Source organism: Plantactinospora sp. BB1, from assembly GCF_003030385.1.
Taxonomy (GTDB): Bacteria; Actinomycetota; Actinomycetes; order Mycobacteriales; family Micromonosporaceae; genus Plantactinospora.
Genome location: NZ_CP028159.1, coordinates 5,524,592 through 5,548,474, shown reverse-complemented (window position 1 = coordinate 5,548,474; position 23,883 = coordinate 5,524,592). Strand labels below are relative to the sequence as shown.

Here is a 23,883-nt window from a genome sequence, read left to right as displayed (position 1 = left end):
AGCCGTCGGCATAACCTGCCGTTAGCACTCTCAAACCGAGGGTGCCAGCTTTCGGGCCGCTGTCCGGGAGCTGAACGCCAGGCGGACCGGCACCCGCGACGACGGACCCGCCCGGTGGCATGTGGCAGATTGACGCTGGTCGGCTCGCCGGCCGGCACAGAAACCAGTACCCCAGGAGGGTATGCCCGTGACTACCGCGACCAAGGTTGCGATCAAGCCGCTCGAGGACCGGATCCTGGTCCAGGCGAACGAGGCTGAGACGACCACGGCGTCGGGCATCGTGATTCCCGACACCGCCAAGGAGAAGCCGCAGGAGGGCACCGTCCTCGCTGTCGGCCCCGGCCGTTTCGACGACGACGGCAACCGGATCCCGGTTGACGTGAAGGTCGGCGACACGGTCATCTACTCGAAGTACGGCGGCACCGAGGTCAAGTACGCCGGCGAGGAGTACCTGGTGCTCTCCGCCCGCGACGTCCTCGCCGTCATCGAGAAGTGATCTGACTGATCCAGTGACGCTGCCCCGGACCGGCCCTGCCGGGCCGGGGCAGCGCTCGTGAAGGGACCCTGTTTACACAATGGCGAAGATTCTGAGCTTCTCGGATGACGCCCGGCACCTGCTGGAGCACGGTGTCAACACGCTCGCGGACACGGTCAAGGTCACTCTCGGCCCGCGCGGGCGCAACGTCGTCCTGGACAAGAAGTTCGGTGCTCCGACGATCACCAACGACGGCGTGACCATCGCCAAGGAGATCGAGCTCACCAACCCGTACGAGAACCTCGGCGCGCAGCTGGTCAAGGAGGTGGCGACCAAGACCAACGACGTCGCCGGCGACGGGACCACCACCGCCACCGTGCTGGCCCAGGCCATGGTCCGGGAGGGGCTGCGCAACGTGGCCGCCGGTGCCGGGCCGGCCGCGCTCAAGCGGGGCATCGACCTGGCCGCCGAGAAGATCTCCGAGGCACTGCTGGAGAAGGCCGTCGAGGTGGGCAGCCGGGAGTCGGTCGCGAACGTGGCGACCATCTCGGCGCAGGACGCCACCATCGGTGACCTGATCGCCGAGGCGATGGAGAAGGTCGGCCGGGACGGCGTCATCACCGTCGAGGAGGGTTCGACCCTCGCCACCGAGCTGGAGGTCACCGAGGGTCTCCAGTTCGACAAGGGCTTCATCTCGCCGAACTTCGTCACCGACACCGAGTCGCAGGAGGCGGTGCTCGACGAGCCGTACATCCTGATCACGACCCAGAAGATCTCCTCGATCGAGGAGCTGCTGCCGCTGCTGGAGAAGGTCCTCCAGACCGCGAAGCCGCTGCTGATCATCGCCGAGGACGTGGAGGGGCAGGCGCTCTCCACCCTGGTCGTCAACGCGATCCGCAAGACCGTCAAGGTCTGCGCGGTGAAGGCGCCCGGCTTCGGCGACCGGCGCAAGGCGATGCTCCAGGACATGGCGATCCTGACCGGCGGCGAGGTGGTGGCCCCCGAGCTGGGCTACAAGCTCGACTCGGTCGGCCTGGAGGTGCTCGGCACCGCCCGCCGGGTGGTGGTCGACAAGGACAACACCACCGTGATCGACGGCCGGGGCCGGGACAACGACGTCTCCGAGCGGATCACCCAGATCCGCAAGGAGATCGAGGCGTCCGACTCCGACTGGGACCGCGAGAAGCTCCAGGAGCGGCTGGCCAAGCTCTCCGGCGGCATCGCGGTGATCAAGGCCGGTGCGGCGACCGAGGTCGAGATGAAGGAGCGCAAGCACCGCATCGAGGACGCGATCGCCGCGACCAAGGCCGCGGTCGAGGAGGGGACCGTACCGGGCGGCGGCGCCGCGCTGGTGCAGATCCGCTCGGCGCTCGACGGCGACCTGGGCCTGACCGGTGACGAGAAGGTGGGCGTCTCGATCGTCCGCAAGGCACTGGTCGAGCCGCTGCGGTGGATCGCCCAGAACGCCGGCCACGACGGCTACGTGGTGGTGCAGAAGGTCGCCGAGCAGGGCTGGGGCAACGGCCTCGACGCCGCCACCGGCGAGTACAAGGACCTGGCCAAGGCCGGCATCATCGACCCGGTGAAGGTGACCCGCAACGCGGTCACCAACGCGGCGTCGATCGCCGGGCTGCTGCTGACCACCGAGAGCCTGGTCGTGGAGAAGCCGGAGAAGGCCGAGCCGGCCGCCGCCGGTGGGCACGGCCACGGTCACGGTCACGGCCACCAGCACGGTCCGGGCTTCTGACCGGTCCGGTCCGGATCACACCGATCCGCACCGCCCGACCGCGACACCGGGATCCGCGTGAGCGGGCCGGCGTGGGACCTCCCACGTCCGGCCCCGCTCACGCGGATCTTCGTTTCCGGGCTGTCGCCGCCCCGGCCCACGAACCCCGGCGCCTTTCCGCCCGGGCCACGGCCGATGGACACTGGTCCGATGAGGGTGCTCCCGGATCTGGGCGGTGACGGGCCGATGGCGACGACCCCGGCGGGACGCGGCGCCCTGCCGCGCCGGTTCGGTGCGCTGGCCGGGGTGGCCGCCGCGGCGGTCGCGGTCGGCGCGGCCGAGGTGGTGGCGGTGTTCACCGGCGCCCGCTCCGCCCCGCTGGTCGCGGTCGGCGGCGCGGTGGTGGACCTGGCGCCCGCCCCGCTCAAGCGGTTCGCCGTCGACGTCTTCTACGTCTACGACAAGATCGCACTCCTGGTCGGCACCGCCGTGCTGCTGGCCGGGTTCGCCGTCCTGGTCGGGCTGGTCGCGGTCCGGTCACGGCCCCTCGGGTACGCCGGGATCGCCCTCTTCGGCGCGGTCGGGGTACTCGCGGCGCTGACCCGGCCCGAGGCCGGCCCGCTCGCCGCGCTCCCCTCGCTGGTCGGCGCCGTACTCGCGGCCGGCGTACTGCGGCTCTTCGTCGCCGGACCGCTCGGCCGGTCCCTGGCCGCACCGACCGTCGCGGTCACCGCCCACCCGGACGAGTACGCCCGGCGGCGGTTCCTGACCGGGGTCGGGCTCGCGGTCGGCGGGGCGGCGGTGGGTGGCTTCGGCGGGCGCTGGCTGTCGACCCGGCGGGGTGTCTCGGCCGCCCGTGCGGCGGTCGAGTTGCCGGCCCCGGCCAGCCCGGCGGCGCCGGTGCCGGCAACCGCCGAACTCGGGGTTCCGGGGCTGTCGTCGTACGTCACGCCGAACCGGGACTTCTACCGGATCGACACCGCACTCGTGGTGCCCCGGGTGGACCCGGAGAGTTGGCGGCTGCGGATCCACGGTCGGGTGCGGAACCCGGTGACGCTGCGCTTCGCCGACCTGCTCGCCCGGCCGATGATCGAACGGCACATCACCCTCGCCTGCGTCTCCAACGAGGTCGGCGGGGAGCTGGTCGGCAACGCCCGCTGGCTCGGCGTACCGCTCGGCCCGCTGCTCGCCGAGGCCGGGCCGCTGCCCGGCGCCGACCAGGTGGTGGCGCGCTCCTCCGACGGCTGGACCTGCGGCAGCCCGACCGAGCTGCTCACCGACGGCCGGGACGCGATGCTGGCGGTCGGGATGAACGGCGAACCGCTGCCGATCGAGCACGGCTTCCCGGCCCGGGTGGTGGTGCCCGGCCTGTACGGCTACGTCTCGGCCTGCAAGTGGGTGGTGGAGCTGGAGCTGACCAGCTTCGCCGACTTCGACGCCTACTGGGTGCCCCGGGGCTGGTCGGCGCGGGGGCCGGTCAAGACCCAGTCGCGGATCGACACCCCACGGGCGGGCCGGACGGTGCCGGCCGGCCCGGTCACCGTCGCCGGGGTGGCCTGGGCGCAGCACGTCGGGATCCGCCGGGTGGAGGTACGCGTCGACGACGGGGACTGGCAGCCGGCGACCCTGGCCGGATCGGTCTCCACCGACACCTGGGCGCAGTGGTCCTGGCGATGGCTCGCCACCCCGGGCGAGCACACCCTGCGGGTCCGCGCGACCGACGCGACCGGGGCGGTGCAGACCGGGCAGTCGCGCCCGGTCGAGCCGGACGGGGCCACCGGCTGGCACACGGTCACCGTGACGGTGGGCTGAGCGCCCGGGGGCGGGCCGGGCGCGGGCCGTCGTCGGGTCAGGCGGAGCGTTGGATCGGTACCGGCTCGGGCCGAGCGTTGGTGGCGGGCATCGTCGACCGGAACGGCCGGCCGAGCCGGGCCTCCAGCCTGGCCACGTCCACCCGGCTCTGTCGACGGTCGGCGAGGTCCTCCCAGCCGACGGCGAGCAGGCGGAGCCGCTCGGACTCGCTGAAGCCACCCCACACCCCGTACGGCTCGCGTACGGCGAGCGCGTGGGCGGCGCATTCGGCACGAACCGGGCAGGTCACGCAGACCGCCTTGGCGCTGGCCTCGCGACGGTTGCGGGACGAGCCTCGCTCACCCTCCGGGTGGAAGAACTGGGCACTGTCCCGGCCCCGGCACGCGCCAAGCCGTTGCCACTCCCACAGATCGACGATGGGTCCAGGCAGCCTGCGTACGTTCGACATCAGCACCCTCCTTCCGCGCGGCACCGCGATGACCTGCTCGGCCGAGATCCGGGCGGCGGGCCGCGCAGGCGCACCGATCCGACCACGGGTTCCGGTACCCCGGGTGTGGACGGCTCACACGTACTTGATCGCGAACTTCTGGCGCCGAATCCGCTCCCTGGGGCGAATCGTCCAAAAAGTTTGTGGTTCATCCGTGGAAACTCATCATGATCATTCACCGGCGTGGTCTCCTCGTTGCGGAGAGGAGAGCACCGTGCGCACCGTTCTTGTCTGCGTCCGGACCCCGCTCGCGGCCCAGAACGTCGCGGCGGCGGCGGCCCGGCTCGGGTTGGCCGCCGCTGTCCGCACCGCGGTGTCCGACCCCGAAGCCATGCTCCGGCTCGCCGAGCGGCCGGCGGACGTGGTGCTCGCGGACACCGCGCTCACCCGCCCGGACAGCGTCGGCTTCACCCGGCGGGTCCTGGCCCGGTCACCCGGGGCGGCGATCCTGCTGCTCGGCGCCGAGGACCCGGGAGTCGCCGCGGCGACCATCGCGGCCGGCGCCCGGGGGTTGATCCAGGGCAGCGACCACGACCTGGTGAGCGTGGTCGCGAAGGCGATCCTGCTGCTCGGCGGCCGGCCCGGTCGGGGCGGTGCCGCCCTGCCCGGCGGCGCGCTGGCCGGCGGCGGTCAGGCCGGTCCCGTCGGTGCCGGCCGCGGCGGCGAGCCCGGTGAGCCGGGCGGCCAGCCCTCGGCCGGGCAGCGGCTGGGCAGTGTGGTGCGGGCGCCCACCGGACCCGGCCGGGACGGTCCGGGCGGGGAGACGCCGGGCGGCCGCTCACCGGGGGACGAGTCGGCCCCGCGTCGGCGCGAGGACCCGGAATCGCGTACCGGTGCCGGCGAGACCACCGGGGAACAGCCGACCGGGCCGGCGGTGGTACCGGCCCAGCGTGGCGACGACCCGAACGCGCCGACCGACCAGGGCACCTCGACCGGTACCGCCCCGGGGCAGTCGTACCCGACGGAGAAGGCCGGCCCGGACGGGCCCGGCGGAGGCGCTCCGGGCCAGGAGTCGCGCGGCGCCGACGGCCCGGGCGGAGCCGGCCGGGCCGCTCCGGCCCGCCGGCCGGTGCTGACCGAGCGCGAGATGCAGGTGCTGGTCGGGATGGCGGACGGGAAGAGCAACGCGGAGATCGGCCGGGAACTCTTCGTCTCCGAGGACACCGTGAAGACCCACGCCCGGCGCCTGTTCCGCAAGCTCGGAGCCCGGGACCGGGCGCACGCGGTGGCGGCCGGGTTCCGGGCCGGCCTGGTGGCCTGACCCCCACCCGGTGGGCCGTCCCCGCTCAGCGCGGGGTCTCGGTCTCGGCCTCGCCCTCGTTCTCGTCGGCGGTCTCGCTCAGGGTGTCGTGCACCCCGTCCGCGTAGCCACGGGCGTATTCCCAGGTGACGTAGTGATCCGGGTCGGGATCGTAGGCCGGCTCGTGCACCCGGGGCCGGCCCGAGGTCAGCAGGTGCCGCAGGTTGCCCCGGAGCAGGTCCCAGTCGAAGTAGTGCGGCTCCCGGCAGTCCTCGCACTCGATCACGAGGCCGCGTACCCCGACCGGACCCAGCAGCGCCTGGTAGATCTCCAGGTCGGCGAGGTCCTCCAGCACGTCCTGGCGCTCGACCTCGCTGAGCGGGTCGAGTTCGGTCTCCTCGCCCGGGTCGTCAAGGCCGGCGGAGGGATCGGCGGGGTCACCGTTGAACGGGTCGATCGGCTCCTCGTGCACCCCTCCACCGTAGTCCCAACACCGCCCGGCGTGGTCACCCGTTGTGGCCTGTACCGCCGCTGTACCCGCGCCCGCGACGCCCACCCCGCCGGATGGGTACGATGAACCATCGCGCCGTACCCCGGGGCGAACCCTGGCGCCGCCCCGCGCGGGCAGCCTGTCCGACCAGCTCAGCGCCGACCGACCCGCGTCGGCGAGATCGCGGCCGGGTCGGCGGTGACCGTCGTCGATCGTCAACCGGAGCACCGTCAACCGACCAGAGCACCGTCAACAAGCATCGTCAACCACAGCAGCAGGGGACACATCGTGGAGAACCGACCCACCAACGACCTTCCGCTGGCCACCGACGCCGACCAGCTCGCCGGGCACCTGCCCGAACTGCCGGCCGGTTCGGCCCGGGTGGTGCCGCTCGGGTTGACCTTCGACGACGTACTGCTGCAACCCGGCGAGTCCGAGATCATCCCGAGCCGGGTGAACACCATCACCCGGCTCAGCCGCAACGTCGAGATCGCCATCCCGCTGGTCTCCAGCCCGATGGACACGGTGACCGAGGCGCGGATGGCGATCGCGATGGCCCGCAACGGCGGCATCGGGGTACTGCACCGCAACCTCTCGATCGAGGACCAGGCGCTCCAGGTCGACCTGGTGAAGCGCTCCGAGGCCGGCATGGTCACCAACCCGGTCACCTGCGGGCCGGACGACACCCTGCGGGACGTCGACGCGCTCTGCGGCCGCTACCGGATCTCCGGGGTGCCGGTGACCGACGCCCAGGGCACCCTGGTCGGCATCGTGACCAACCGCGACATGCGGTTCGTCACCGACGGCGGTACCCCGGTACGCCAGATCATGACCCCGATGCCGCTGGTCACCGCCGAGGTCGGGGTGACCAAGGAGGAGGCGCTCGACCTGCTGCGCCGGCACAAGGTCGAGAAGCTGCCGATCGTCGACCCGGACGGGCGGCTGCGCGGCCTGATCACCGTCAAGGACTTCGCCAAGAGCGAGCAGTACCCGCTCGCCACCAAGGACGACGCCGGCCGGCTCCGGGTGGCCGCCGCCGTCGGGGTCGGCGAGGACGCCTACAAGCGGGCCCGCGCGCTGGTCGAGGCCGGGGTCGACGTGCTGATCGTGGACACCGCGCACGGGCACCAGCGGGCCGTGCTCGACATGGTCGGCCGGCTCAAGAAGGACACCACCGTCGACGTGATCGGCGGGAACGTGGCGACCTACGCGGGGGCGAAGGCGCTGGTCGAGGCGGGTGCCGACGCGGTGAAGGTCGGGGTCGGGCCGGGCGCCATCTGCACCACCCGGATCGTCGCCGGGGTCGGCGTACCGCAGATCACCGCGATCATGGAGGCGGCCCGGGCCGCCCGCCCGGCCGGGGTGCCGGTGATCGCCGACGGCGGAATCCAATACTCCGGCGACATCGCCAAGGCGCTGGTGGCCGGCGGCGACACCGTGATGCTCGGCAGCCTGCTCGCCGGCTCCGAGGAGAGCCCCGGCGAGCTGATGTTCATCAACGGCAAGCAGTTCAAGGCGTACCGGGGGATGGGGTCGCTGGGCGCGATGCAGTCGCGCGGGCAGGCCCGGTCGTACTCCAAGGACCGCTACTTCCAGGACGACGTGGCCAGCGAGGAGAAGCTGGTGCCGGAGGGCGTCGAGGGGCAGGTGCCCTACCGTGGCCCGCTGGCCCGGGTCGCCCACCAGCTCGTCGGCGGACTGCGGCTGGCGATGGGCTACGTCGGCGCGGAGACCATCCCCGAGCTGCACCGCCGGGGACAGCTCATCCGGATCACCGCCGCCGGGTTGAAGGAGAGCCACCCGCACGACATCCAGATGACGGTCGAGGCACCGAACTACCACACCCGCTGACGGTCACCGCCTCCCCGCCACCACCCCCCTTTCTACTCTGGAGTGACCCATGCGTGACGTGGTCGAGATCGGGCTGGGCAAGACCGCACAGCGCGGCTACCACCTGGACGACATCGCGATCGTGCCGAGCCGGCGTACCCGGGACGTGGACGACGTCTCGACCGCCTGGCAGCTCGACGCGTACCAGTTCGGGATCCCCTGCGTCGGGCACCCGTCGGACGCCACCATGAGCCCGGAGTCGGCGGTCACCCTGGGCCGGCTCGGCGGGCTCGGGGTGCTCAACGTCGAGGGGCTGTGGACCCGCTACGAGGAGCCGGCCAAGATCCTGGAGGAGCTGTCCCGGCTGGAGGAGGGCTCCGCGGCCACCCGCCGGCTCCAGGAGGTGTACGCCGAGCCGATCCGCCCCGAGCTGATCGCCGAGCGGGTCCGGCAGATGCGCGAGGGCGGCTCCACGGTCGCCGTCCGGGTCTCCCCGCAGCACACCCTGGCACTGGCCCCGGTGATCCTGGACGCCGGGGTGGACATCCTGGTGATCCAGGGCACCATCGTCTCGGCCGAGCACGTCTCCACCACCGACGAGCCGTTGAACCTCAAGGAGTTCATCGCCGACCTCGACCTGCCGGTCGTCGCCGGTGGCTGCACCGACTACAAGACGGCGCTGCACCTGATGCGTACCGGCGCGGCCGGCGTGATCGTCGGGCTCGGCGGCGACGACTGGTCGACCACCGAGTCGGTGCTCGGCATCCGGGTGCCGATGGCCACCGCGATCGCCGACGCGGCGGCGGCCCGCCGGGACTACCTCGACGAGACCGGTGGCCGGTACGTGCACCTGATCGCCGACGGCGACCTGCAGACCTCCGGCGACATCGCCAAGGCGCTCGGCTGCGGCGCCGACGCGGTGATGCTCGGCGAGCCGCTCTCGCTCTGCGCCGAGGCGCCGGCCGGCGGTGCCTGGTGGCACCCGGCGGCCAGCCACCCGAAGCTGCCGCGCGGCGCCTACGGGGTGGCCGACGAGCCGCTCGGCTCGATGGAGAAACTGCTCTACGGGCCGTCGGACGACCCGGAGGGCCAACTGAACCTGTTCGGCGGGCTGCGCCGGGCGATGGCCAAGTGTGGCTACCGGGACCTGAAGGAGTTCCAGAAGGTGGGGCTCGTCCTCGACCGGTAGTCGCCACCGTGATCGCGGAGGCGTGATGATCAGGCCGGGGCGGCCGGCGCTGGCCGGCGTACTGGCGACGCTGCTGGTGGCGCTCTCGACGGGCGGCTGCACCGGCACCCGCCGGGACGACCGGCCGACCGAGGGCTTCCGCCCCGGCGCGCCCGGGATCGGCGACCCGTACTTCCCGACCTACGGCAACGGCGGCTACGACGTCGCCAGCTACCACCTCCGGGTCAGGTACGACCCGGCGACCGACGAGCTGACCGGCGACGCCAGCATCGAGGCGACCGCCACCCAGGACCTGTCCCGGTTCAACCTCGACCTGGCCGGGCTGACCGTCTCGTCCGTACAGGTGGACGGCGTCGACGCCGCGCACGCCCGGACCGGCGCCGAGCTGGTGGTCACCCCGGCCACCGGCCTCGGCGAGGGCAGCCGGTTCGGGGTACGGGTCCGCTACTCCGGCAAGCCGGCCCCGATCAGCAGCCCCGAGCTGGGCAGCGGCGGGCTGCTGCACACCTCGGACGGTGCGATCGCGCTCGGCCAGCCGGAGTCGGCGAGCACCTGGTTCCCGGTCAACGACCATCCGCTGGACAAGGCGACCTACCGGATCGAGGCCACCGTGCCCGACGGGCTGGCGGCGCTGAGCAACGGCACCCCGGGCGGCAGCAGCACCGACGCCGGCTGGACCACCTGGCGCTGGGCGGAGCGGGCCCCGATGGCCAGTTACCTGGTCACGCTGGTGATCGGGAAATACCGGGTCAGCACCGGTACGCACGCCGGCAAGCCGCTGGTCACCGCGATCGCCGAGGGCCTGCCGGCGGGCGGGCCGGCGGAGCGGTCACTGGCCCGTACCGGTGAGATCGTCGACTTCCTGGCCAGCCGGTTCGGCCCGTACCCGTTCGAGGCGTACGGCGGGATCGCGCTCGCCGACAGCCGGATCGGGTACGCCCTGGAGACCCAGTCCCGCCCGGTGTACGGCCCCTCGTTCTTCGCCACCGGCCCGAACCTGGAGGTGGTGGCGCACGAGCTGGCGCACCAGTGGTTCGGGGACAGCGTCTCGATCCGGCGCTGGAGCGACCTCTGGCTCAACGAGGGCTTCGCCAGCTACGCCGAGTGGCTCTGGACCGAGCACGACGGCGGGCCGAGCGCGCAGACGATGTTCGAGCAGGAGTACGCCGGCACCGACTGGGCGGAGCCGGCGCTGGACCCGGGCCGGTCGGAGATCTTCAGCCGGGCGGTCTACAAGCGCGGTGCGCTGGCCGTGCACGCGCTGCGGCGTACGGTCGGCGACGAGACGTTCTTCCGGATCCTGACGAGCTGGACGACCGAGCGGCGGGACGGCAACGCGACCACCGACGACCTGGTCGCGCATGCCGAGCGGGTCTCCGGGAAGCCGTTGCGGCCGCTCTTCGACGCCTGGCTCTCCGGCACCACGGCACCACCCGTTCCCTGAACGCGTTGGTCTGGCCAGGCGATCGGCTGGTACGCCCGATCGCAACCGCCGGTGACCCGGCAGCCCGTGACGAATCACCGACGGTAGGGTCACAGTCCCCCACGGCGCAGCAGGTCGCGTCGGGAATCACTCACGGATTGGTGCAGATGACGACGACGCGGCGCTATCGGGCGGCAGTCGGCATGGTGGTGGCTGGCGCGCTCGGCCTGACCGGTTGCCAGGGCGACCCGGAGAAGACGGCGGTGCCGCCCGGCCCGACCCCCTCCGCCACCCCCAGCTACAACTTCCAGCCGGGTGCAAACGGTGTCGGCGACGACTACTTCCCCACGTATGGCAACGCCGGCTACGACGTCGACCGGTACGAGATCAAGGTCCGGTACGACCCGAAGACCGACCAGCTCAGCGGCACGGCGACGGTCTCGGCGAGCGCCACCGCCGACCTGGCCCGGTTCAACCTGGACCTGGCCGGCCTTACGGTACGGTCGGTCACCGTGGACGGCGCACCGGCGACCTCCGCCCGGCAGGGCAACGAACTGGTGGTCACCGCGGCGAAGGGGCTGCCGACCGGCACCCGGTTCAGCACGGTGATCGAGTACCACGGTAAGCCCGCACCGCTGCGCAACAAGGACCTTGGCGACGGCGGCTTCCTGCACACCACCGACGGCGCGATCGCGCTCGGTCAGCCGGAGTCGGCGAGCACCTGGTTCCCGGTGAACGACCACCCGGTGGACAAGGCGACCTACAGCTTCGAGATCACCGTGCCGAAGGGCCTGGTGGCGATCAGCAACGGCACCCCGGGCGGCAGTACCGTCGACGCCGGCTGGACCACCTGGAAATGGTCGGAGAGCACGCCGATGGCCAGCTACCTGAGCACGCTGGTGATCGGTAAGTACCGGGTGAAGACCGGCACCCACAAGGGGCGGCCGCTCTATACCGCGGTGGCCGACTCGGTGCGCAGGGGTGCCGCCGACACGGCCATGGCCAGCACCACCAAGGTCGCCGACTACCTGGAGACGCTCTTCGGCCCGTACCCGGTCGAGGCGTACGGCGGGGTGGTGGTCGCGGACGACCGGATCCGGTACGCCCTGGAGACGCAGAGTCGCCCCGTCTACGCCTCCGTCTTCTTCGGACCGAACGCCCGCAACGAGGTGGTGGCGCACGAGTTGGCGCACCAGTGGTTCGGCAACAGCGTGGCGCTGAAGACCTGGCAGGACATCTGGCTCAACGAGGGCTTCGCCACATACGCCGAGTGGCTCTGGGCGGAACACTCCGGCCGGCAGCGGGCCCAGCAGGCGTTCGACGTGCGCTACCAGCAGATGGACAAGTCGGTGTGGCAGCTCCCGCCGGGTAGGCCGGGCGCGGCGAACATCTTCAGCGAATCGGTGTACCAGCGCGGCGGCATGACGCTGCACGCGCTGCGGGTCACCATTGGCGACGACGCGTTCTTCAAGCTGCTGCGCACCTGGGCAGCGGAGAAGAAGGACGCGAACGCCAGCACCGAGGAATTCGTGGCGGTCGCCGAACGGGTCTCTGGCCAGCAGTTGGACGCCCTCTTCGACGCCTGGCTCTATGGCAAGAAGCGCCCGGCCCGGCCGAAGCACGCCGAATAACGCAGCGGCGCGGGCCGGTGCTTCGAGCCGGGCCGCGTCCGATCGCGGCCGTCGGTGCACCGGGAAGGCACGGGGCGAGCGAGATCGACGACGGCCCGGCTGCGGCCACGGTATGGCGCTCGGCATCGCTCGCGGCAACCGGCGTGGGAATCGCTGTGACTCAATCGCTGAGTCACAGCGATTCCGCGCTGGTCGGGATGCGTCAGGCCGCGACGTAGCCGTCGAAGACGTGGATCGCGTCGTGGGCGCCGCTGGAGTTCGCCCGGTTGGTGTTGAAGTAGAGCTTGCCGTCGCTGATTCCCACGCCCTCGATCTCGAAGAACGTGTACGCCGAGGAGGTGATGCGGAAGGAGAGGTCGGCGGCTGCCGGCGCGGTTCCGGTCGTCGTCGGCGACACGTTCCGGTAGACGAGCACGATGCTGCGGTTCTCCTTGGTCAGCGGGTAGTAGAGAACCTTCTTGGGCGCGTCGTAGAAGAAGCCCTGGTTGGTGAAGGTTCCGAGGTCCGGCACCACCGCGCCGTTGACGAGGGCGCCGTCGACCTGGAGGTTGAACGCGTTCGTCAGCTCGATGGTCCCGGAGGAGGCGCGCAGCGGGAGACTGCCGTTGTAGATCGTCCGTCCACTCTTGAACATGAACGTGATCGTGGTGCTGGTGACCGAGACGCGGTGGATTCCGGACGGCGTCGCCACGGCCCCGTTGAGACGCAACTGGTACGACCCGGCGTGGTAGTAGGTGGTGCCGTCGTAGCGGAGCCGCACGAGCTGCGGGCCGCTCGCCTTCATGGTGACGACGAACATGTGGTGCTGCGCGTCGATGTCGACGATCGTCATGTCGTTCGCGTGCCCGAGCCACGGGTTGGTCGACCCGCCGTTCGTGCCGTTCGTCATCAGCACCCGCGCGCCGGTGGTCTTGTGGACGCGGTAGATGACCGAGGTGTCGTCGTAATTGGTGCGGTTCTTGATCGAGTAGAGGTAGGTGGATCCGGCCGCGAAGCCCTGTACCCCGGTGCAGCAGCTCGTGTTGGGGGTGCTGGCGATGGTGGTGTAGGTGTTGTAATAGGCGGCCTGAGCTGGGGTTCCAGACAGGACCAGGGAACCGAGAACCAGTGTGACCAGGACTGTCAGTCGTTTACCGAACTGCATGTTGTCCTCCCCGAATCTCGACGACCCGAGGCCGGATGCCTCGGAGATCATCGAGTGCAGGCTATTGCTTCAGTTCCTGATCACAAGTTTCGGGTTGGCCGCCAGGTAGGCGTCGGCCCGGCCGGCGCGTAGTTCGGCGATGAACTTGCGGCCGACCGAGGTGAGTTGCTCGCCCCGGTAACCGCTGCCCCGGCCGACTCCGCTGCCGGGGAGCGCCACCAGGGTCATCGCCTCGGGGCGGAGCCGGCTGAGCGCGTACCCGAAGTCGACGATGTCGGAGCCGCTGCCGCTGCTGAAGGTCAGCGCGTCGCCGAGCGCGCGGACGACCTGGCGTACCCGCTCGGAGTCCCGGGCCAGGTCCTGGCTGAGGATCTTCGTCAGCATCGCCTTGATGAGCTGCTGCTGGTGCCGTTGCCGGGTGTACGCGCCACCGGTGGTGTAGCGCTGCCGGGCGTAGTCCAGCGCCTGCCAGCCGGTCAGCGTGCGGCGGCCCTTCTCGTAGACCATCTGCGGTCCGACGTAACCGCCGCCGCGCAGCGCGCGGTGCGTGCCGTCCGGCTCCCGGTGCTGCGAGACCACCCGCTGGTCCACGTAGAGGTCCACCCCGCCGAGGGCGTCGACCAGCTCGTCGAAGCCGCCGAAGGTGAGCACCGCACCGGCGTCGAACCGCTTGATCCCGGTGTACGCGCTCACCGTCGCGGAGAGCAGTTGGAAGCCCTGCGCGGTGCTCGGGCGCTTGTTCCGGCCGGGTACCCGACTGCCGTAGCTCATCGCGTGGGTCAGCTTGGTGCGGTCGCCGGGGAAGTTCGCCCTGGGAAAGCGCGGGATGTCGACGACCAGGTCGCGGGGGAGCGCGAAGAGGTATGCCCGGTCGAGTTCCTTCGTGACGTGCAGGACCAGCACGGCGTCGGCGTGCGGCTCCCAGTCCGGCTTGCTGACCCGGGTGTCGACGCCGACCAGCAGCAGGTTGAGCGGCCCCTTGATGTCGGCGCCGGGTTCCGGAGTCGGGCTCGGCGTCGGTGCCGCCGTGGTCGGTGCCGGCGTACTCGGCCGGGCCGTCGGAGCCGGATCGGAGCCGCCGCCGCCCCAGAGGCGGTTGGCCGCGTAGGCCGTACCGGCGAGCAGCACCGCGACCGCGACGATCGCGGCGAGCCAGACGATCCGGCGCCGTCTCGGCCGGCCGCCGCCGTGGCCGGATGCCGGCCCGTCGTCGTTTCCGGGTACGCCGGTAGCGCTTCCCCCGTGATCAGCCACGCGTCCACTTCCCCTCGGCCGTACGGTCTGCCAGGACCGGCCGTAACCCATAAGACGCCTCGTCGGCCCGCCGACGTTGCACCGCAGGAGCGCGGCAGCAGGAAATGATGGCGCAGATCCCGCCTGGTGCGATAGCTACCGCTCGGTAATGATGCTCAACATGGGGCAATCCGCCGGCACCGATCCCACCGACAGCACCGAACCGCCCGTCGACGTCGACGTCGACGTCGACGTCGTCGTCATCGGGTCGGGCTTCGGCGGCAGCGTGGCGGCGCTGCGCCTGGTCGAGAAGGGTTACTCGGTCCTCGTCCTGGAGGCCGGGCGACGGTTCGCCGACCACGAGCTGCCGAAGACCTCCTGGCGGATCCGCCGTTTCCTCTGGGCGCCCGCGCTGCGCTGCTACGGCATCCAGCGGATCACCCTGCTCCGCTCCACCGGCCGGGCCGCCCCCGGGGAACACGGCGGCGGTACGGCACCGGCGAAGGTGCTGGTGCTCTCCGGTGCCGGCGTCGGCGGCGGCTCCCTGGTCTACGCCAACACGCTCTACGAGCCGCTGCCCGCGTTCTACGCCGATCCACAGTGGCGGGAGATCACCGACTGGCAGGGTGAACTCGCCCCCCACTACGACCAGGCGAAACGGATGCTCGGCGTCACGACGTACCCGAAGGAGACGGCGGCGGACCGGGCGATGCGCGCGGTGGCCGACCGGATGGGGGTCGGGCACACCTTCCACGCCACCCCGGTCGGGGTCCACCTGGGCCGGCCGGGGGAGCGGGTGGCCGATCCCTACTTCGGCGGGGCCGGCCCGGAGCGGACCGGCTGCCTGCACTGCGGCGCCTGCATGACCGGCTGCCGGCACGGCGCCAAGAACAGCCTGGTCAAGAACTACCTCTGGCTGGCCGAGCGGCACGGCGCGCAGGTCCGCCCGCTGACCACGGTCACCTCGGTCCGGCCGGCGCCGTCGGGCACCGGCTACGAGATCGAGACGGTACGCACCGGAGCCTGGCCGGTCCGGCACCGCCAACGGATCCGGGCCGGTCAGGTGGTCTTCGCGGCCGGCGCGTTGCAGACCCAGCGGCTGCTGCACCGGATGCGCGCCGCCGGGGCGCTGCCGCACCTCTCGCCCCGGCTCGGCGCGTTGACCCGGACCAACTCGGAGGCGATCCTCGGCGCCACGGTGCCGGTACGGGCCGCCCGGCGTGCCGGGCTGGACTTCACCGACGGGGTGGCGATCACCAGCTCCTTCCACCCCGACCCGGCGACCCACGTCGAGCCGGTCCGGTACGGCCACGGCGCCAACCTGATGGGACTGCTCCAGTCGGCCCTGGTCGACGGCGGTCCGCGCCGAGTCCGGCGCTGGCTCGGCATCCTGGCCCGGCGACCCCTGACCTACCTGCCGCTGCTCTCGGTCCGGGACTGGTCCCGGCGCACGGTGATCGCGCTGGTCATGCAGTCGCTGGACAACTCGCTGACCGTGCACTACCGCCGTGGCCGGTTCGGCCGGCACCGGCTGGCGACCGCGCCCGGGCACGGCGCCGGCAACCCGACCTGGATCCCGGCCGGCAACCGGGCGGTCCGGTTGCTCGCCGAGCAGATCGGCGGCATCCCCGGCGGGTCGGTGACCGAGCCCTTCGACATGCCGGTCACCGCGCACCTGCTCGGCGGGGCGGTGATCGGGGCGACCGCCGCCGAGGGGGTGGTCGACCCGTACCACCGGGTCTTCGGGCATCCGGGACTGCACGTGGTGGACGGGGCGGCGGTCTCGGCGAACCTCGGGGTGAACCCGTCGCTGACCATCGCCGCCCAGGCGGAACGGGCGCTCTCGCTCTGGCCGAACCGGGGTGCCCCGGACCCCCGCCCCCCGCTCGGCGCGGCGTACGCCAGGATCCCGCCGACACCGCCGAGCCGCCCGGCGGTACCGCCCGACGCCCCGGCCGCGCTCCGCTGGTGATCCACCGCGTTCCCCCGGTACCCCGTCCGCCCGTGCGGCGGTTTCCGGGTCGGGACCCGTGCTGGGTAGGCTTCGTACACATGAACACGCCGCGCCCGGTCCTCGTGGTGGACTTCGGAGCCCAGTACGCCCAGCTCATCGCCCGCCGCGTCCGGGAGGCCCGGGTCTACTCGGAGATCGTCCCGCACTCGATGCCGGTCTCGGAGATGCTGGCCAGGGATCCAGCCGCGATCATCCTCTCCGGCGGCCCGGCCAGCGTCTACGCGCCGGGCGCCCCGCAGGTCGACGCGAAGCTATTCGACAGCGGCGTGCCGGTCTTCGGCATCTGTTACGGCTTCCAGGCGATGGCCCGGGCCCTCGGCGGCACGGTGGCGCACACCGGCGGCCGGGAGTACGGCGGCACCGCCCTGCGGGCCCGGTCCGACGCGGCCGCACTGCTCCGGGACCTGCCGGCCGAGCTGTCCGTCTGGATGAGCCACGGTGACTGTGTGACGGAGGCGCCGGACGGGTTCACCGTGACCGCCGAGTCGCCCGGTGCGCCGGTGGCGGCCTTCGAGGACCTCGTCGGCCGCCGGGTCGGCACCCAGTTCCACCCCGAGGTCGGGCACACCGAGCACGGCCAGCGGATGCTGGAGCGTTTCCTCTACGACGTGGCGGGGATCGAGCCGACCTGGACCCCGGAGAACATCATCTCCGACCAGATCGCCGAGATCCGTTCCCGGGTCGGCGACAAGGAGGTCATCTGCGGCCTCTCCGGCGGGGTCGACTCGGCGGTCGCTGCCGCGCTGGTGCACCAGGCCGTCGGCGACCAGCTCACCTGCGTCTTCGTCGACCACGGCCTGCTGCGGGCCGGCGAGGCCGAGCAGGTGGAGTCGGACTACGTCGCGGCGACCGGGATCAAGCTCAAGGTGGTCGACGCGGCCGACCGGTTCCTCGACGCGCTCGCCGGGGTGACCGACCCGGAGCAGAAGCGCAAGATCATCGGTCGGGAGTTCATCCGGGTCTTCGAGGCGGCGGCCCGGGAGGTGGCCGCCAGCGGGGACGTCGAGTTCCTGGTGCAGGGCACCCTCTACCCCGACGTGGTCGAGTCCGGCGGCGGCACCGGTACGGCCAACATCAAGTCGCATCACAACGTCGGCGGCCTGCCGGAGGATCTGAAGTTCTCGCTGGTCGAGCCGCTGCGCACGCTCTTCAAGGACGAGGTACGCCAGCTCGGCCTGGCGCTGGGGCTGCCCGAGGCGATGGTCTGGCGGCACCCGTTCCCCGGGCCGGGGCTGGCGATCCGGATCATCGGGGCGGTGGACCGGCAGCGGCTCGACCTGCTCCGGGCGGCGGATCTGATCGCCCGGGAGGAACTCACCGCCGCCGGTCTCGACCGGGACGTCTGGCAGTTCCCGGTGGTGCTGCTCGCCGACGTACGCAGCGTCGGGGTGCAGGGTGACGGACGCAGTTACGGGCACCCGGTGGTACTCCGGCCGGTGTCGAGTTCCGACGCCATGACGGCGGACTGGTCGCGCCTGCCGTACGACGTGATCGCCCGGATCTCCACCCGGATCACCAACGAGGTCGCCGAGGTCAACCGGGTGGTGCTCGACGTGACGAGCAAGCCGCCGGGCACCATCGAGTGGGAGTGACCCCGGTCCGCCTCGGTTAGCGCGGGTTCGGCGGCGTACCGCCGAACGCCTCCGTCGGCCCGTCCACGCCGGCCGGCGGGCCGGTCGGTGCGGTCGGCTCGGCCGGGTGCGTCTGCTGGACCCCGGGCGCCGGCGCGGCCGCCGGAGCACCGGTCGGTGCGGCCGGAGCCGTCGGGGTGGTCGGCGTACCGGCCGGCGGGGTCGGCGGGCCGGCCGGCGGGGTCGGCGTAGCCGTCCGGGTGCCGGGCGCCCAGCTCGGCGGCCAGACCGGTCCGGTGCCGGGCGGGTGCGGCCAGGCGGGGGCGTCGGCCGGCTCCTCCGGCATCAGGAACCAGAGCACCGGATAGGCCAGCAGGCCGAGCCCGCCGGTGAAGACCGCGACGGCGGCGAAGACCACCCGGACCAGGGTGGGGTCGACGTTGAAGTAGCGGCCGAGTCCGCTGGCCACACCGGCGATCATCCGGTCGGTGGTCGGTCGACGGAGCTGCTTGTACGGGGGCTGGCTGAACGGTATCTGCGTCATGGTTCCACGGTCCGCCCGGACGGCCGGCGCGTCCTCGGTGACCGCCCGGATAGCGACCCTGACCCTCCCCTGACCGGTGCCACCGGCATCCCGACAGTAGGGCCAACTGTCAGGAATCCGACTCTTTTCGTGGTCGGGTTGGATGATCAAGGGAGAATTTGGTCCTGTGACCCCCGCGCTGGAACCGATCCGCAAGATCGCTGCATACGCGATTTGCACCGATTCAACCGATCGGGTGCTCCTGGTCCGGGCCTCCTCCCGGTCCGGAACGCCCGGTGTCTGGTCGCTGCCCGGTGGCGCTGTCGACCACGGCGAGGACCCGAACCACACCGTGGTGCGCGAGACCGCCGCCGAGACCGGCCTCTCCGTCTCCGTCGTCGGGCTGCGGGACGTCCTCGCCGACATGAGATCGCTGCCGCACCGGGGTGTCACGATCCACACCGACCGGCTGCTCTACCAGGTCTCCGTGCGCGGCGGCACGCTCTGCGACCGGATCGGCCAGCCGACCGACCTCGCCCGCTGGCACAGCCTGGCGGAGGCGGAGAAGCTGCTGCTGCGGCCCTTCACCGCGCGCGCCCTCGGCCTGCCCAGCGGGCCGATCGACCTGCGGCCGGAGGAGGCGCCGGAGTTCCCCTCCTTCCACGCCGTACCCGGGCCGGACGGGCTGCACCGGGCCCAGCGCTTCGCGGCGTACGCGGTCGCCACCGACCCGGACGGCCGGGTGCTGCTGACCCGGGTCGCGGACGGCTATCCCGGCGCGGGCTGCTGGCACCTGCCCGGCGGCGGCACCGACTACGGCGAGCAGCCCGGCGCCGCCCTGATCCGGGAACTCGTCGAGGAGACCGGGCAGCGCGGCCGGCTGGTCGAGCTGATCGGGGTGGCGAGCCACCGGGACGCCGCCTCGCTCGGCCCCGAGGGCTATCCGATCGACTGGCACGGGGTACGCGCCTTCTACCGGGTGGTCGTCGACTCGCCCGCCCCGCCGACCGTCGGTGACGTCGGCGGCTCCACCTCCGAGGCCCGCTGGTTCGGCCGGGAGGAGTTGGAGGCGCTGCCGGTGGACCGGCTGACCGAGGTGACCGCCGAGGCCGTCCAGGCGGCCCGGCTGGGCTGACCGCCACCCGCTTCCCGACCCGCTTCCAATCCGCTTCCCGGCCCGGTTACCGGCCCCACGTCCGACTCCAGCTCCGACCCCGTTCTCCGACCCGCCCGTGCCGGCCGTCGGCCCGGACCGGCATGATCGGTGCGGGCGCGGGGGAAGGGGCGGCGTGGTGCGACGGCGACGGCGGATCGGGGCGTACGGGCTGTGTCGGGACGGTGAGCGCGTGCTGCTCGTCCGAGGCTCCGCGGCCCTGCCCTTTCCCGGCGTCTGGCAGGTGCCCGGGGGCGGCGTCGAGCACGGGGAGCATCCGAGGGCGGCGTTGCAGCGCGAGTTCGTCGAGGAGACCGGGCTGACCGTCGCGGTCACCGGGCTGCGGGTGGTGCTCGCCGACGTGATCCGGCTGGCCGAGGTCGACGGGCCGGTGGCCGAGCACACCGACCGGATCGTCTACGACGTCGTACCGACCGGCGGCGAGCTGCGTGCCGAGGCGGACGGCGGCACCGACGAGGTCGCCTGGATCGACCGGGAGGGCCTGGCCGGGCTGGCCCTGATGCCGTTCACCGCCGAGTTGCTCGGCCGCCCGGCGGACCCGCTGCCCGAGGGCGCCTGGCCCGCACCGGAGCCGGCCGGGCCCGCGCCGGGCGGTGCCGCGCCCCCGGCACCGCCCGACCGGTACCAGCGGTTCGCGGCGTACGGGCTGGCCACCGATCCCGCCGGCCGGATCCTGCTGACCCGGATCGCGACCGGGTTCCCCGGCGCCGGCCGGTGGCACCTGCCCGGCGGGGGTACCGACCACGGCGAGCAGCCGGTCAGCGCGCTGCTGCGGGAACTGGTCGAGGAGACCGGCCAGCTCGGCCGGGTGACCGGGCTGCTGCACGTGTCGCACCGGCACAACACCGCCGAGTTCGGCCCGGAGGGTCGGCCGCTGGACTGGCACGGGGTCCGGGTGATCTACCGGGTCGAGGTCGACGCGCCGACCGAGGCGAGGGTCACCGAGGCGGCGGGGGGCTCGACCGAGACGGCCCGCTGGTTCTCCCGGGACGAGGTGGCGGAGCTGCCGCGTACCGAGGTGGTGGACGCGGCGCTGTCGCAGCTCTAGACGCACCTCCGGCCGCTGCTCGCCGGCCGGTCGGGCGGCCGGCGGGGCGGGCAGTGAACGCGGAAATCTCTCCCGAAACGATGACTGTGACTGGTTCGGCTAGAGTTGCAGGCGGGCCGGCAGTGTGTGCCACGCCGGGGGTAGCGCCCCGGATGGGAGGTCTGAGTGCCTTGGGTGTTTTGGGATAAATACCCCTCAGGCAGCTATCGCCAATCCCTGCCGTCTGTGCGATGGTGTAGGCCGCAATTGGTTGCCGGCCAAGGAGTCCCGGCGCCCGATGGCGCTTGGGCGGGTGCCGCCACGGTGGCGGACAAAGTTGATCCGGTGATGGAGGAAACGTGCCGAGAGCCCCATGGCGTCGGCGTCGTACGTCGGACAGCCCGCGCCCCGCAGGGCGTCGCTGGGCGGGGCGGCTACGCCGCAGCGGTACGTTCGCCCGGCAGGTGTTGCTGGTCCGGGTGGGACGCCGGGATCACGACCTGGGCGACGACAGCCCCGGTGTCCTCGTGCGGCCCGACCGCTTCTACCCCGAGGACTCCACCCGGCTCGACCCGTACGACGTCGGCCCGCTGACCGCCGCCGAGATCGAGGCGGTCGTGCCGGTGAGTCCGGCCGTCGGCCCGGCCGATCCGGTCGACGCACCCGGGGCGGGGATGGCGATCCCGCTGCTGCCCGGCGAGCGGAGCATGGCGCGCCGGATCAAGTTCGCCGTGGTCAACGCCTGCACCCTGGCCAGCCTGACCCTCGGGCTGCTCGCCATCTTCCAGGCCATGCAGGGCGACGTGCGGGTGGCGGCGTACTGCCTGATCGCCTGCGTGGCGTTCGACGGCCTCGACGGGGCGCTGGCCCGCAAGATGGGCGTGGCCAGCCCGTTCGGTGCCCAGATGGACTCGCTGGCCGACATGTGCTCGTTCGGCCTGGCCGCCCCGGTGGTGGTCTACGCCTCGCTGGTGGGCTCGGTCTCGACCGCCGCCGCAGCGGTGGCCTGCGCACTCGTCGCCGCCTGCGCGGCGATCCGGCTCGCCCGGTTCAACGTCTCGCCGAAGGACGGGCGGTTCTTCTGCGGCGTGCCGACCACGATGGCCGCGGCGGTGCTCGCCCTGGCGGTGCTGATCGGGTTGCCGGTCTCCGGTGGGGTGCAGGTGGCCGGGGTCGGGCTGCTCGCCTTCGCCATGGTCTCCAGCTTCCCGTACGCCAAGCTGGCCCGCCTGATCAAGCTGCCGCCGTGGCTCTGGCTGGCCCCGCTGATCGGTGCCCTGGTCGACATCCGACTCACCTTCGCGATCCTGGTGGTCGGTTACCTGGTCAGCGGCCCGCTGCTCTGGTTGCGTCAGCGCCGCACCGCCTGACCGCCCCACGGTCGAGCGGTCGGCCGGGGCGTCACCCGCCCGCCCGCCGCCGGAGTCGTCGGGGAAGAGCTGGAATTCTCGGAAGCAGTACGGCCGTGCCGCAGACTTCACCACGGTGATCTGCGGCACGGCCGTTTCCGCTGACACGCCACCGGTCCGCCCCCGGGCCGGCCGGGCGCAGGCGGCGGCGCTGTCCCACAATCAGCGCCAGCGGGCGATCACGGAGGATCCGCCGATGACCCGCTCGCCCGGGCCGACCACCGGCTCGGCCGCGTCGGCCGGCAGGTAGACGTCGGTACGCGAACCGAACCTGATCAGGCCGAACCGTTCGCCCCGGGCCAGCAGTGCGCCGATCGGTGCCCGCTGCACGATCCGCCGGGCGATCAGGCCGGTCCGCTGGGCCACCACCACCGTGCCGTGCTCGGTGTCGAGCACCGTGTACGCGGCGACGTTGTGCTCCGCGTCCGGTTTCATCGCCGCCGCGAACCCGCCGTCGGCGACGAAGTAGTCGACCACCTTGCCGGCCACCGGTGCGCGGTTGACGTGCACGTCGAGGACGGAGAGGAAGACCGCGACCCGGAGGAACTCGCCGTCACCGAAGCGCTCGTCCCGGAGCCGCTGCACGGAGAGCACCTGACCGTCGGCGGCGGCGACCACGGCGGACTCGTCGTCCGGGATGTCCCGCTCCGGGTCCCGGAAGAACGCGGCCACCGGGCCGGCGGCGAGCGCGGGCAGCAGCCAGAGCCGGGACTTCGGCCGGGTGACCCGGGTGAGCGCGGCCAGCCCGAGCGCGATGCCGGCCGCCGCGACCCCGTTGGAGTCGATGTGCATCCCACGGGTCAGCGGAATGCTCGACGTACGGTGCGCGGGCGCCAACCGGGCCGCCACCGAGACCTCGGCCGGGGTGAACCGGAGCCGGTGCGCGCGGACCGGCGGCTGGTTGACCAGGACCAGGTCGCTGCCGACGCCGAAGAGCGCGCTCTGCCGTTCGAGTTCGCCGACCGCCCCCGGCGCCCGGCCGGGCAGGGCGGGCACCAGCACGCTGAGTACCCCGCCGTCGGTCAGGTACTTGCCGAGTCCGTCCAGCGCGCTCCGGGTCTCCTCGGCGCTGCCGGCCAGCGGTTCCGCGGCGATCACCACGTCCGCCGGGTCCGCGTCGGCCAGCGAGTCGGCGACCCGGACCCGTTGTGCGGTCCACTGCCCGAGGGCGGTGACGTGCTCGCGGAGCTGGTCGGCGCCGAGCGCGTCCGCCGGCACCACGGTGAGTACGTCGCCGGGGAGCAGCGCGTCGACCGCCGCCGCCAGTACGGACGAGTCGGTGGTGACCCCGACCAGCAGGGTGGTCTTCGGGCCGTGGTGCCGGGCCATCTCGGTGGTGAGGACGCGGGCGGCGCGCTCGCCGACGCGGACCGGGCGGCCTGGGCCGGTGGCGCGTACGGCGGGGGACTGGGTCATCTCGGGCGGGCTCCTCGCGAGGTCAGGACGGGCGGCTGCCGATGGCGGCGCGGGCTACGCGGTGCGGCG

Annotated in this window: 18 protein-coding genes and 2 pseudogenes; 14 read left to right on the top strand and 6 right to left on the bottom strand. The window is 72.6% G+C overall.

The window, feature by feature from the left end:
* The first annotated feature begins 181 nt into the window (after nucleotides 1–181).
* From groES to C6W10_RS24150, 3 genes are all read left to right on the top strand, one after another.
* Nucleotides 182–496: a co-chaperone GroES gene (gene groES, locus C6W10_RS24160; protein WP_199187625.1), complete on the top strand. Its 315-nt coding sequence runs from the start codon at nucleotides 182–184 to the stop codon at nucleotides 494–496.
* A 79-nt stretch (nucleotides 497–575) separates the two neighbouring features.
* Entirely contained in the window at nucleotides 576–2,222 is a 1,647-nt protein-coding gene (gene groL / locus C6W10_RS24155) for a chaperonin GroEL (protein WP_107260760.1), read from the top strand.
* A gap of 225 nt (nucleotides 2,223–2,447) precedes the next feature.
* Nucleotides 2,448–4,013 carry a molybdopterin-dependent oxidoreductase gene (locus tag C6W10_RS24150; RefSeq protein WP_107264241.1) on the top strand — a complete coding sequence of 522 codons (1,566 nt, stop codon included), beginning with the start codon at nucleotides 2,448–2,450 and terminating at the stop codon, nucleotides 4,011–4,013.
* Nucleotides 4,014–4,050: 37 nt separating this feature from the next.
* Here the strand turns inward: C6W10_RS24150 and C6W10_RS24145 are convergent, their stop codons facing one another.
* A complete protein-coding gene (locus tag C6W10_RS24145; protein ID WP_107264240.1) occupies nucleotides 4,051–4,461 on the bottom strand; it encodes a WhiB family transcriptional regulator in 411 nt (136 codons plus the stop codon).
* Between the two features lie 253 nt (nucleotides 4,462–4,714).
* Between C6W10_RS24145 and C6W10_RS39765 the strand changes: the two are divergent.
* Together C6W10_RS39765 and C6W10_RS24135 are read left to right on the top strand one after the other, a co-directional pair.
* A pseudogene (locus C6W10_RS39765) lies at nucleotides 4,715–5,576 on the top strand (helix-turn-helix transcriptional regulator).
* On the top strand, nucleotides 5,570–5,761 hold the full coding sequence (locus tag C6W10_RS24135; RefSeq protein ID WP_369930863.1) for a response regulator transcription factor: 192 nt from the start codon (nucleotides 5,570–5,572) through the stop codon (nucleotides 5,759–5,761). Before C6W10_RS39765 ends, C6W10_RS24135 begins: the two are co-directional and overlap by 7 nt.
* 25 nt (nucleotides 5,762–5,786) lie before the next feature.
* On the opposite strand, the gene C6W10_RS24130 is transcribed toward C6W10_RS24135, so the two are convergent.
* Nucleotides 5,787–6,212, bottom strand: coding sequence for a DUF5319 domain-containing protein (locus C6W10_RS24130; protein ID WP_107260758.1), 426 nt, complete (start codon nucleotides 6,210–6,212; stop codon nucleotides 5,787–5,789).
* A gap of 306 nt (nucleotides 6,213–6,518) precedes the next feature.
* On the opposite strand from C6W10_RS24130, the gene guaB reads away from it, so the two are divergent.
* The 4 genes from guaB (at nucleotide 6,519) to C6W10_RS24110 (ending at nucleotide 12,303) form a co-directional block, all read left to right on the top strand.
* Nucleotides 6,519–8,081, top strand: a complete 1,563-nt coding sequence (guaB, locus tag C6W10_RS24125) for an IMP dehydrogenase (protein ID WP_107260756.1) — start codon at nucleotides 6,519–6,521, stop codon at nucleotides 8,079–8,081.
* A 49-nt stretch (nucleotides 8,082–8,130) separates the two neighbouring features.
* A complete protein-coding gene (locus C6W10_RS24120) occupies nucleotides 8,131–9,249 on the top strand; it encodes a GuaB3 family IMP dehydrogenase-related protein (protein ID WP_107260754.1) in 1,119 nt (372 codons plus the stop codon).
* Between the two features lie 25 nt (nucleotides 9,250–9,274).
* The gene (locus C6W10_RS24115) at nucleotides 9,275–10,693 is read left to right on the top strand and encodes a M1 family metallopeptidase (RefSeq protein WP_107260752.1); all 1,419 of its coding nucleotides are present in this window, start codon (nucleotides 9,275–9,277) and stop codon (nucleotides 10,691–10,693) included.
* Between the two features lie 146 nt (nucleotides 10,694–10,839).
* Nucleotides 10,840–12,303, top strand: coding sequence for a M1 family metallopeptidase (locus C6W10_RS24110; RefSeq protein WP_234361402.1), 1,464 nt, complete (start codon nucleotides 10,840–10,842; stop codon nucleotides 12,301–12,303).
* A gap of 202 nt (nucleotides 12,304–12,505) precedes the next feature.
* Here the strand turns inward: C6W10_RS24110 and C6W10_RS24105 are convergent, their stop codons facing one another.
* Nucleotides 12,506–13,498, bottom strand: a complete 993-nt coding sequence (locus C6W10_RS24105; protein WP_107260748.1) for a hypothetical protein — start codon at nucleotides 13,496–13,498, stop codon at nucleotides 12,506–12,508.
* 18 nt (nucleotides 13,499–13,516) lie between these two features.
* Nucleotides 13,517–14,608, bottom strand: a complete 1,092-nt coding sequence (locus tag C6W10_RS24100; protein WP_234361943.1) for an LCP family protein — start codon at nucleotides 14,606–14,608, stop codon at nucleotides 13,517–13,519.
* 253 nt (nucleotides 14,609–14,861) lie between these two features.
* Here C6W10_RS24100 and C6W10_RS24095 point away from each other — a divergent pair, with 253 nt between their 5' ends.
* Both C6W10_RS24095 and guaA read left to right on the top strand, forming a co-directional pair.
* Nucleotides 14,862–16,652, top strand: coding sequence for an FAD-dependent oxidoreductase (locus C6W10_RS24095; RefSeq protein WP_107264239.1), 1,791 nt, complete (start codon nucleotides 14,862–14,864; stop codon nucleotides 16,650–16,652).
* An 80-nt stretch (nucleotides 16,653–16,732) separates the two neighbouring features.
* A complete protein-coding gene (gene guaA / locus C6W10_RS24090) occupies nucleotides 16,733–18,286 on the top strand; it encodes a glutamine-hydrolyzing GMP synthase (protein ID WP_107260744.1) in 1,554 nt (517 codons plus the stop codon).
* A 208-nt stretch (nucleotides 18,287–18,494) separates the two neighbouring features.
* Here guaA and C6W10_RS38745 read toward each other — a convergent pair.
* A pseudogene (locus tag C6W10_RS38745) lies at nucleotides 18,495–18,809 on the bottom strand (PspC domain-containing protein); the annotation flags it as partial.
* 166 nt (nucleotides 18,810–18,975) lie between these two features.
* Between C6W10_RS38745 and C6W10_RS24080 the strand changes: the two are divergent.
* The 3 genes from C6W10_RS24080 to C6W10_RS24070 all read left to right on the top strand — a co-directional run bounded on the left by C6W10_RS24080 (nucleotide 18,976) and on the right by C6W10_RS24070 (nucleotide 22,359).
* A complete protein-coding gene (locus tag C6W10_RS24080; protein ID WP_107260741.1) occupies nucleotides 18,976–19,923 on the top strand; it encodes an NUDIX domain-containing protein in 948 nt (315 codons plus the stop codon).
* A gap of 157 nt (nucleotides 19,924–20,080) precedes the next feature.
* Nucleotides 20,081–21,010 carry an NUDIX hydrolase gene (locus C6W10_RS24075; RefSeq protein WP_107264238.1) on the top strand — a complete coding sequence of 310 codons (930 nt, stop codon included), beginning with the start codon at nucleotides 20,081–20,083 and terminating at the stop codon, nucleotides 21,008–21,010.
* A 443-nt stretch (nucleotides 21,011–21,453) separates the two neighbouring features.
* Nucleotides 21,454–22,359, top strand: a complete 906-nt coding sequence (locus C6W10_RS24070) for a phosphatidylcholine/phosphatidylserine synthase (protein WP_234359693.1) — start codon at nucleotides 21,454–21,456, stop codon at nucleotides 22,357–22,359.
* A gap of 201 nt (nucleotides 22,360–22,560) precedes the next feature.
* On the opposite strand, the gene C6W10_RS24065 is transcribed toward C6W10_RS24070, so the two are convergent.
* Entirely contained in the window at nucleotides 22,561–23,814 is a 1,254-nt protein-coding gene (locus tag C6W10_RS24065; RefSeq protein WP_107260737.1) for a phosphatidylserine decarboxylase, read from the bottom strand.
* Between the last annotated feature and the right edge of the window lie 69 nt (nucleotides 23,815–23,883).

Bases quoted from the DNA above. Each gene is read 5' to 3' on its own strand.
- C6W10_RS24115 (WP_107260752.1), top strand. From the start codon at position 9,275: ATGATCAGGCCGGGGCGGCCGGCGCTGGCCGGCGTACTGGCGACGCTG.
- guaA (WP_107260744.1), top strand. From the start codon at position 16,733: ATGAACACGCCGCGCCCGGTCCTCGTGGTGGACTTCGGAGCCCAGTAC.
- C6W10_RS24150 (WP_107264241.1), top strand. From the start codon at position 2,448: ATGGCGACGACCCCGGCGGGACGCGGCGCCCTGCCGCGCCGGTTCGGT.
- C6W10_RS24105 (WP_107260748.1), bottom strand. From the start codon at position 13,498: ATGATCTCCGAGGCATCCGGCCTCGGGTCGTCGAGATTCGGGGAGGAC.
- groES (WP_199187625.1), top strand. From the start codon at position 182: ATGCCCGTGACTACCGCGACCAAGGTTGCGATCAAGCCGCTCGAGGAC.
- C6W10_RS24110 (WP_234361402.1), top strand. From the start codon at position 10,840: ATGACGACGACGCGGCGCTATCGGGCGGCAGTCGGCATGGTGGTGGCT.
- C6W10_RS24120 (WP_107260754.1), top strand. From the start codon at position 8,131: ATGCGTGACGTGGTCGAGATCGGGCTGGGCAAGACCGCACAGCGCGGC.
- C6W10_RS24145 (WP_107264240.1), bottom strand. From the start codon at position 4,461: ATGTCGAACGTACGCAGGCTGCCTGGACCCATCGTCGATCTGTGGGAG.
- groL (WP_107260760.1), top strand. From the start codon at position 576: ATGGCGAAGATTCTGAGCTTCTCGGATGACGCCCGGCACCTGCTGGAG.
- C6W10_RS24095 (WP_107264239.1), top strand. From the start codon at position 14,862: ATGGGGCAATCCGCCGGCACCGATCCCACCGACAGCACCGAACCGCCC.
- C6W10_RS24065 (WP_107260737.1), bottom strand. From the start codon at position 23,814: ATGACCCAGTCCCCCGCCGTACGCGCCACCGGCCCAGGCCGCCCGGTC.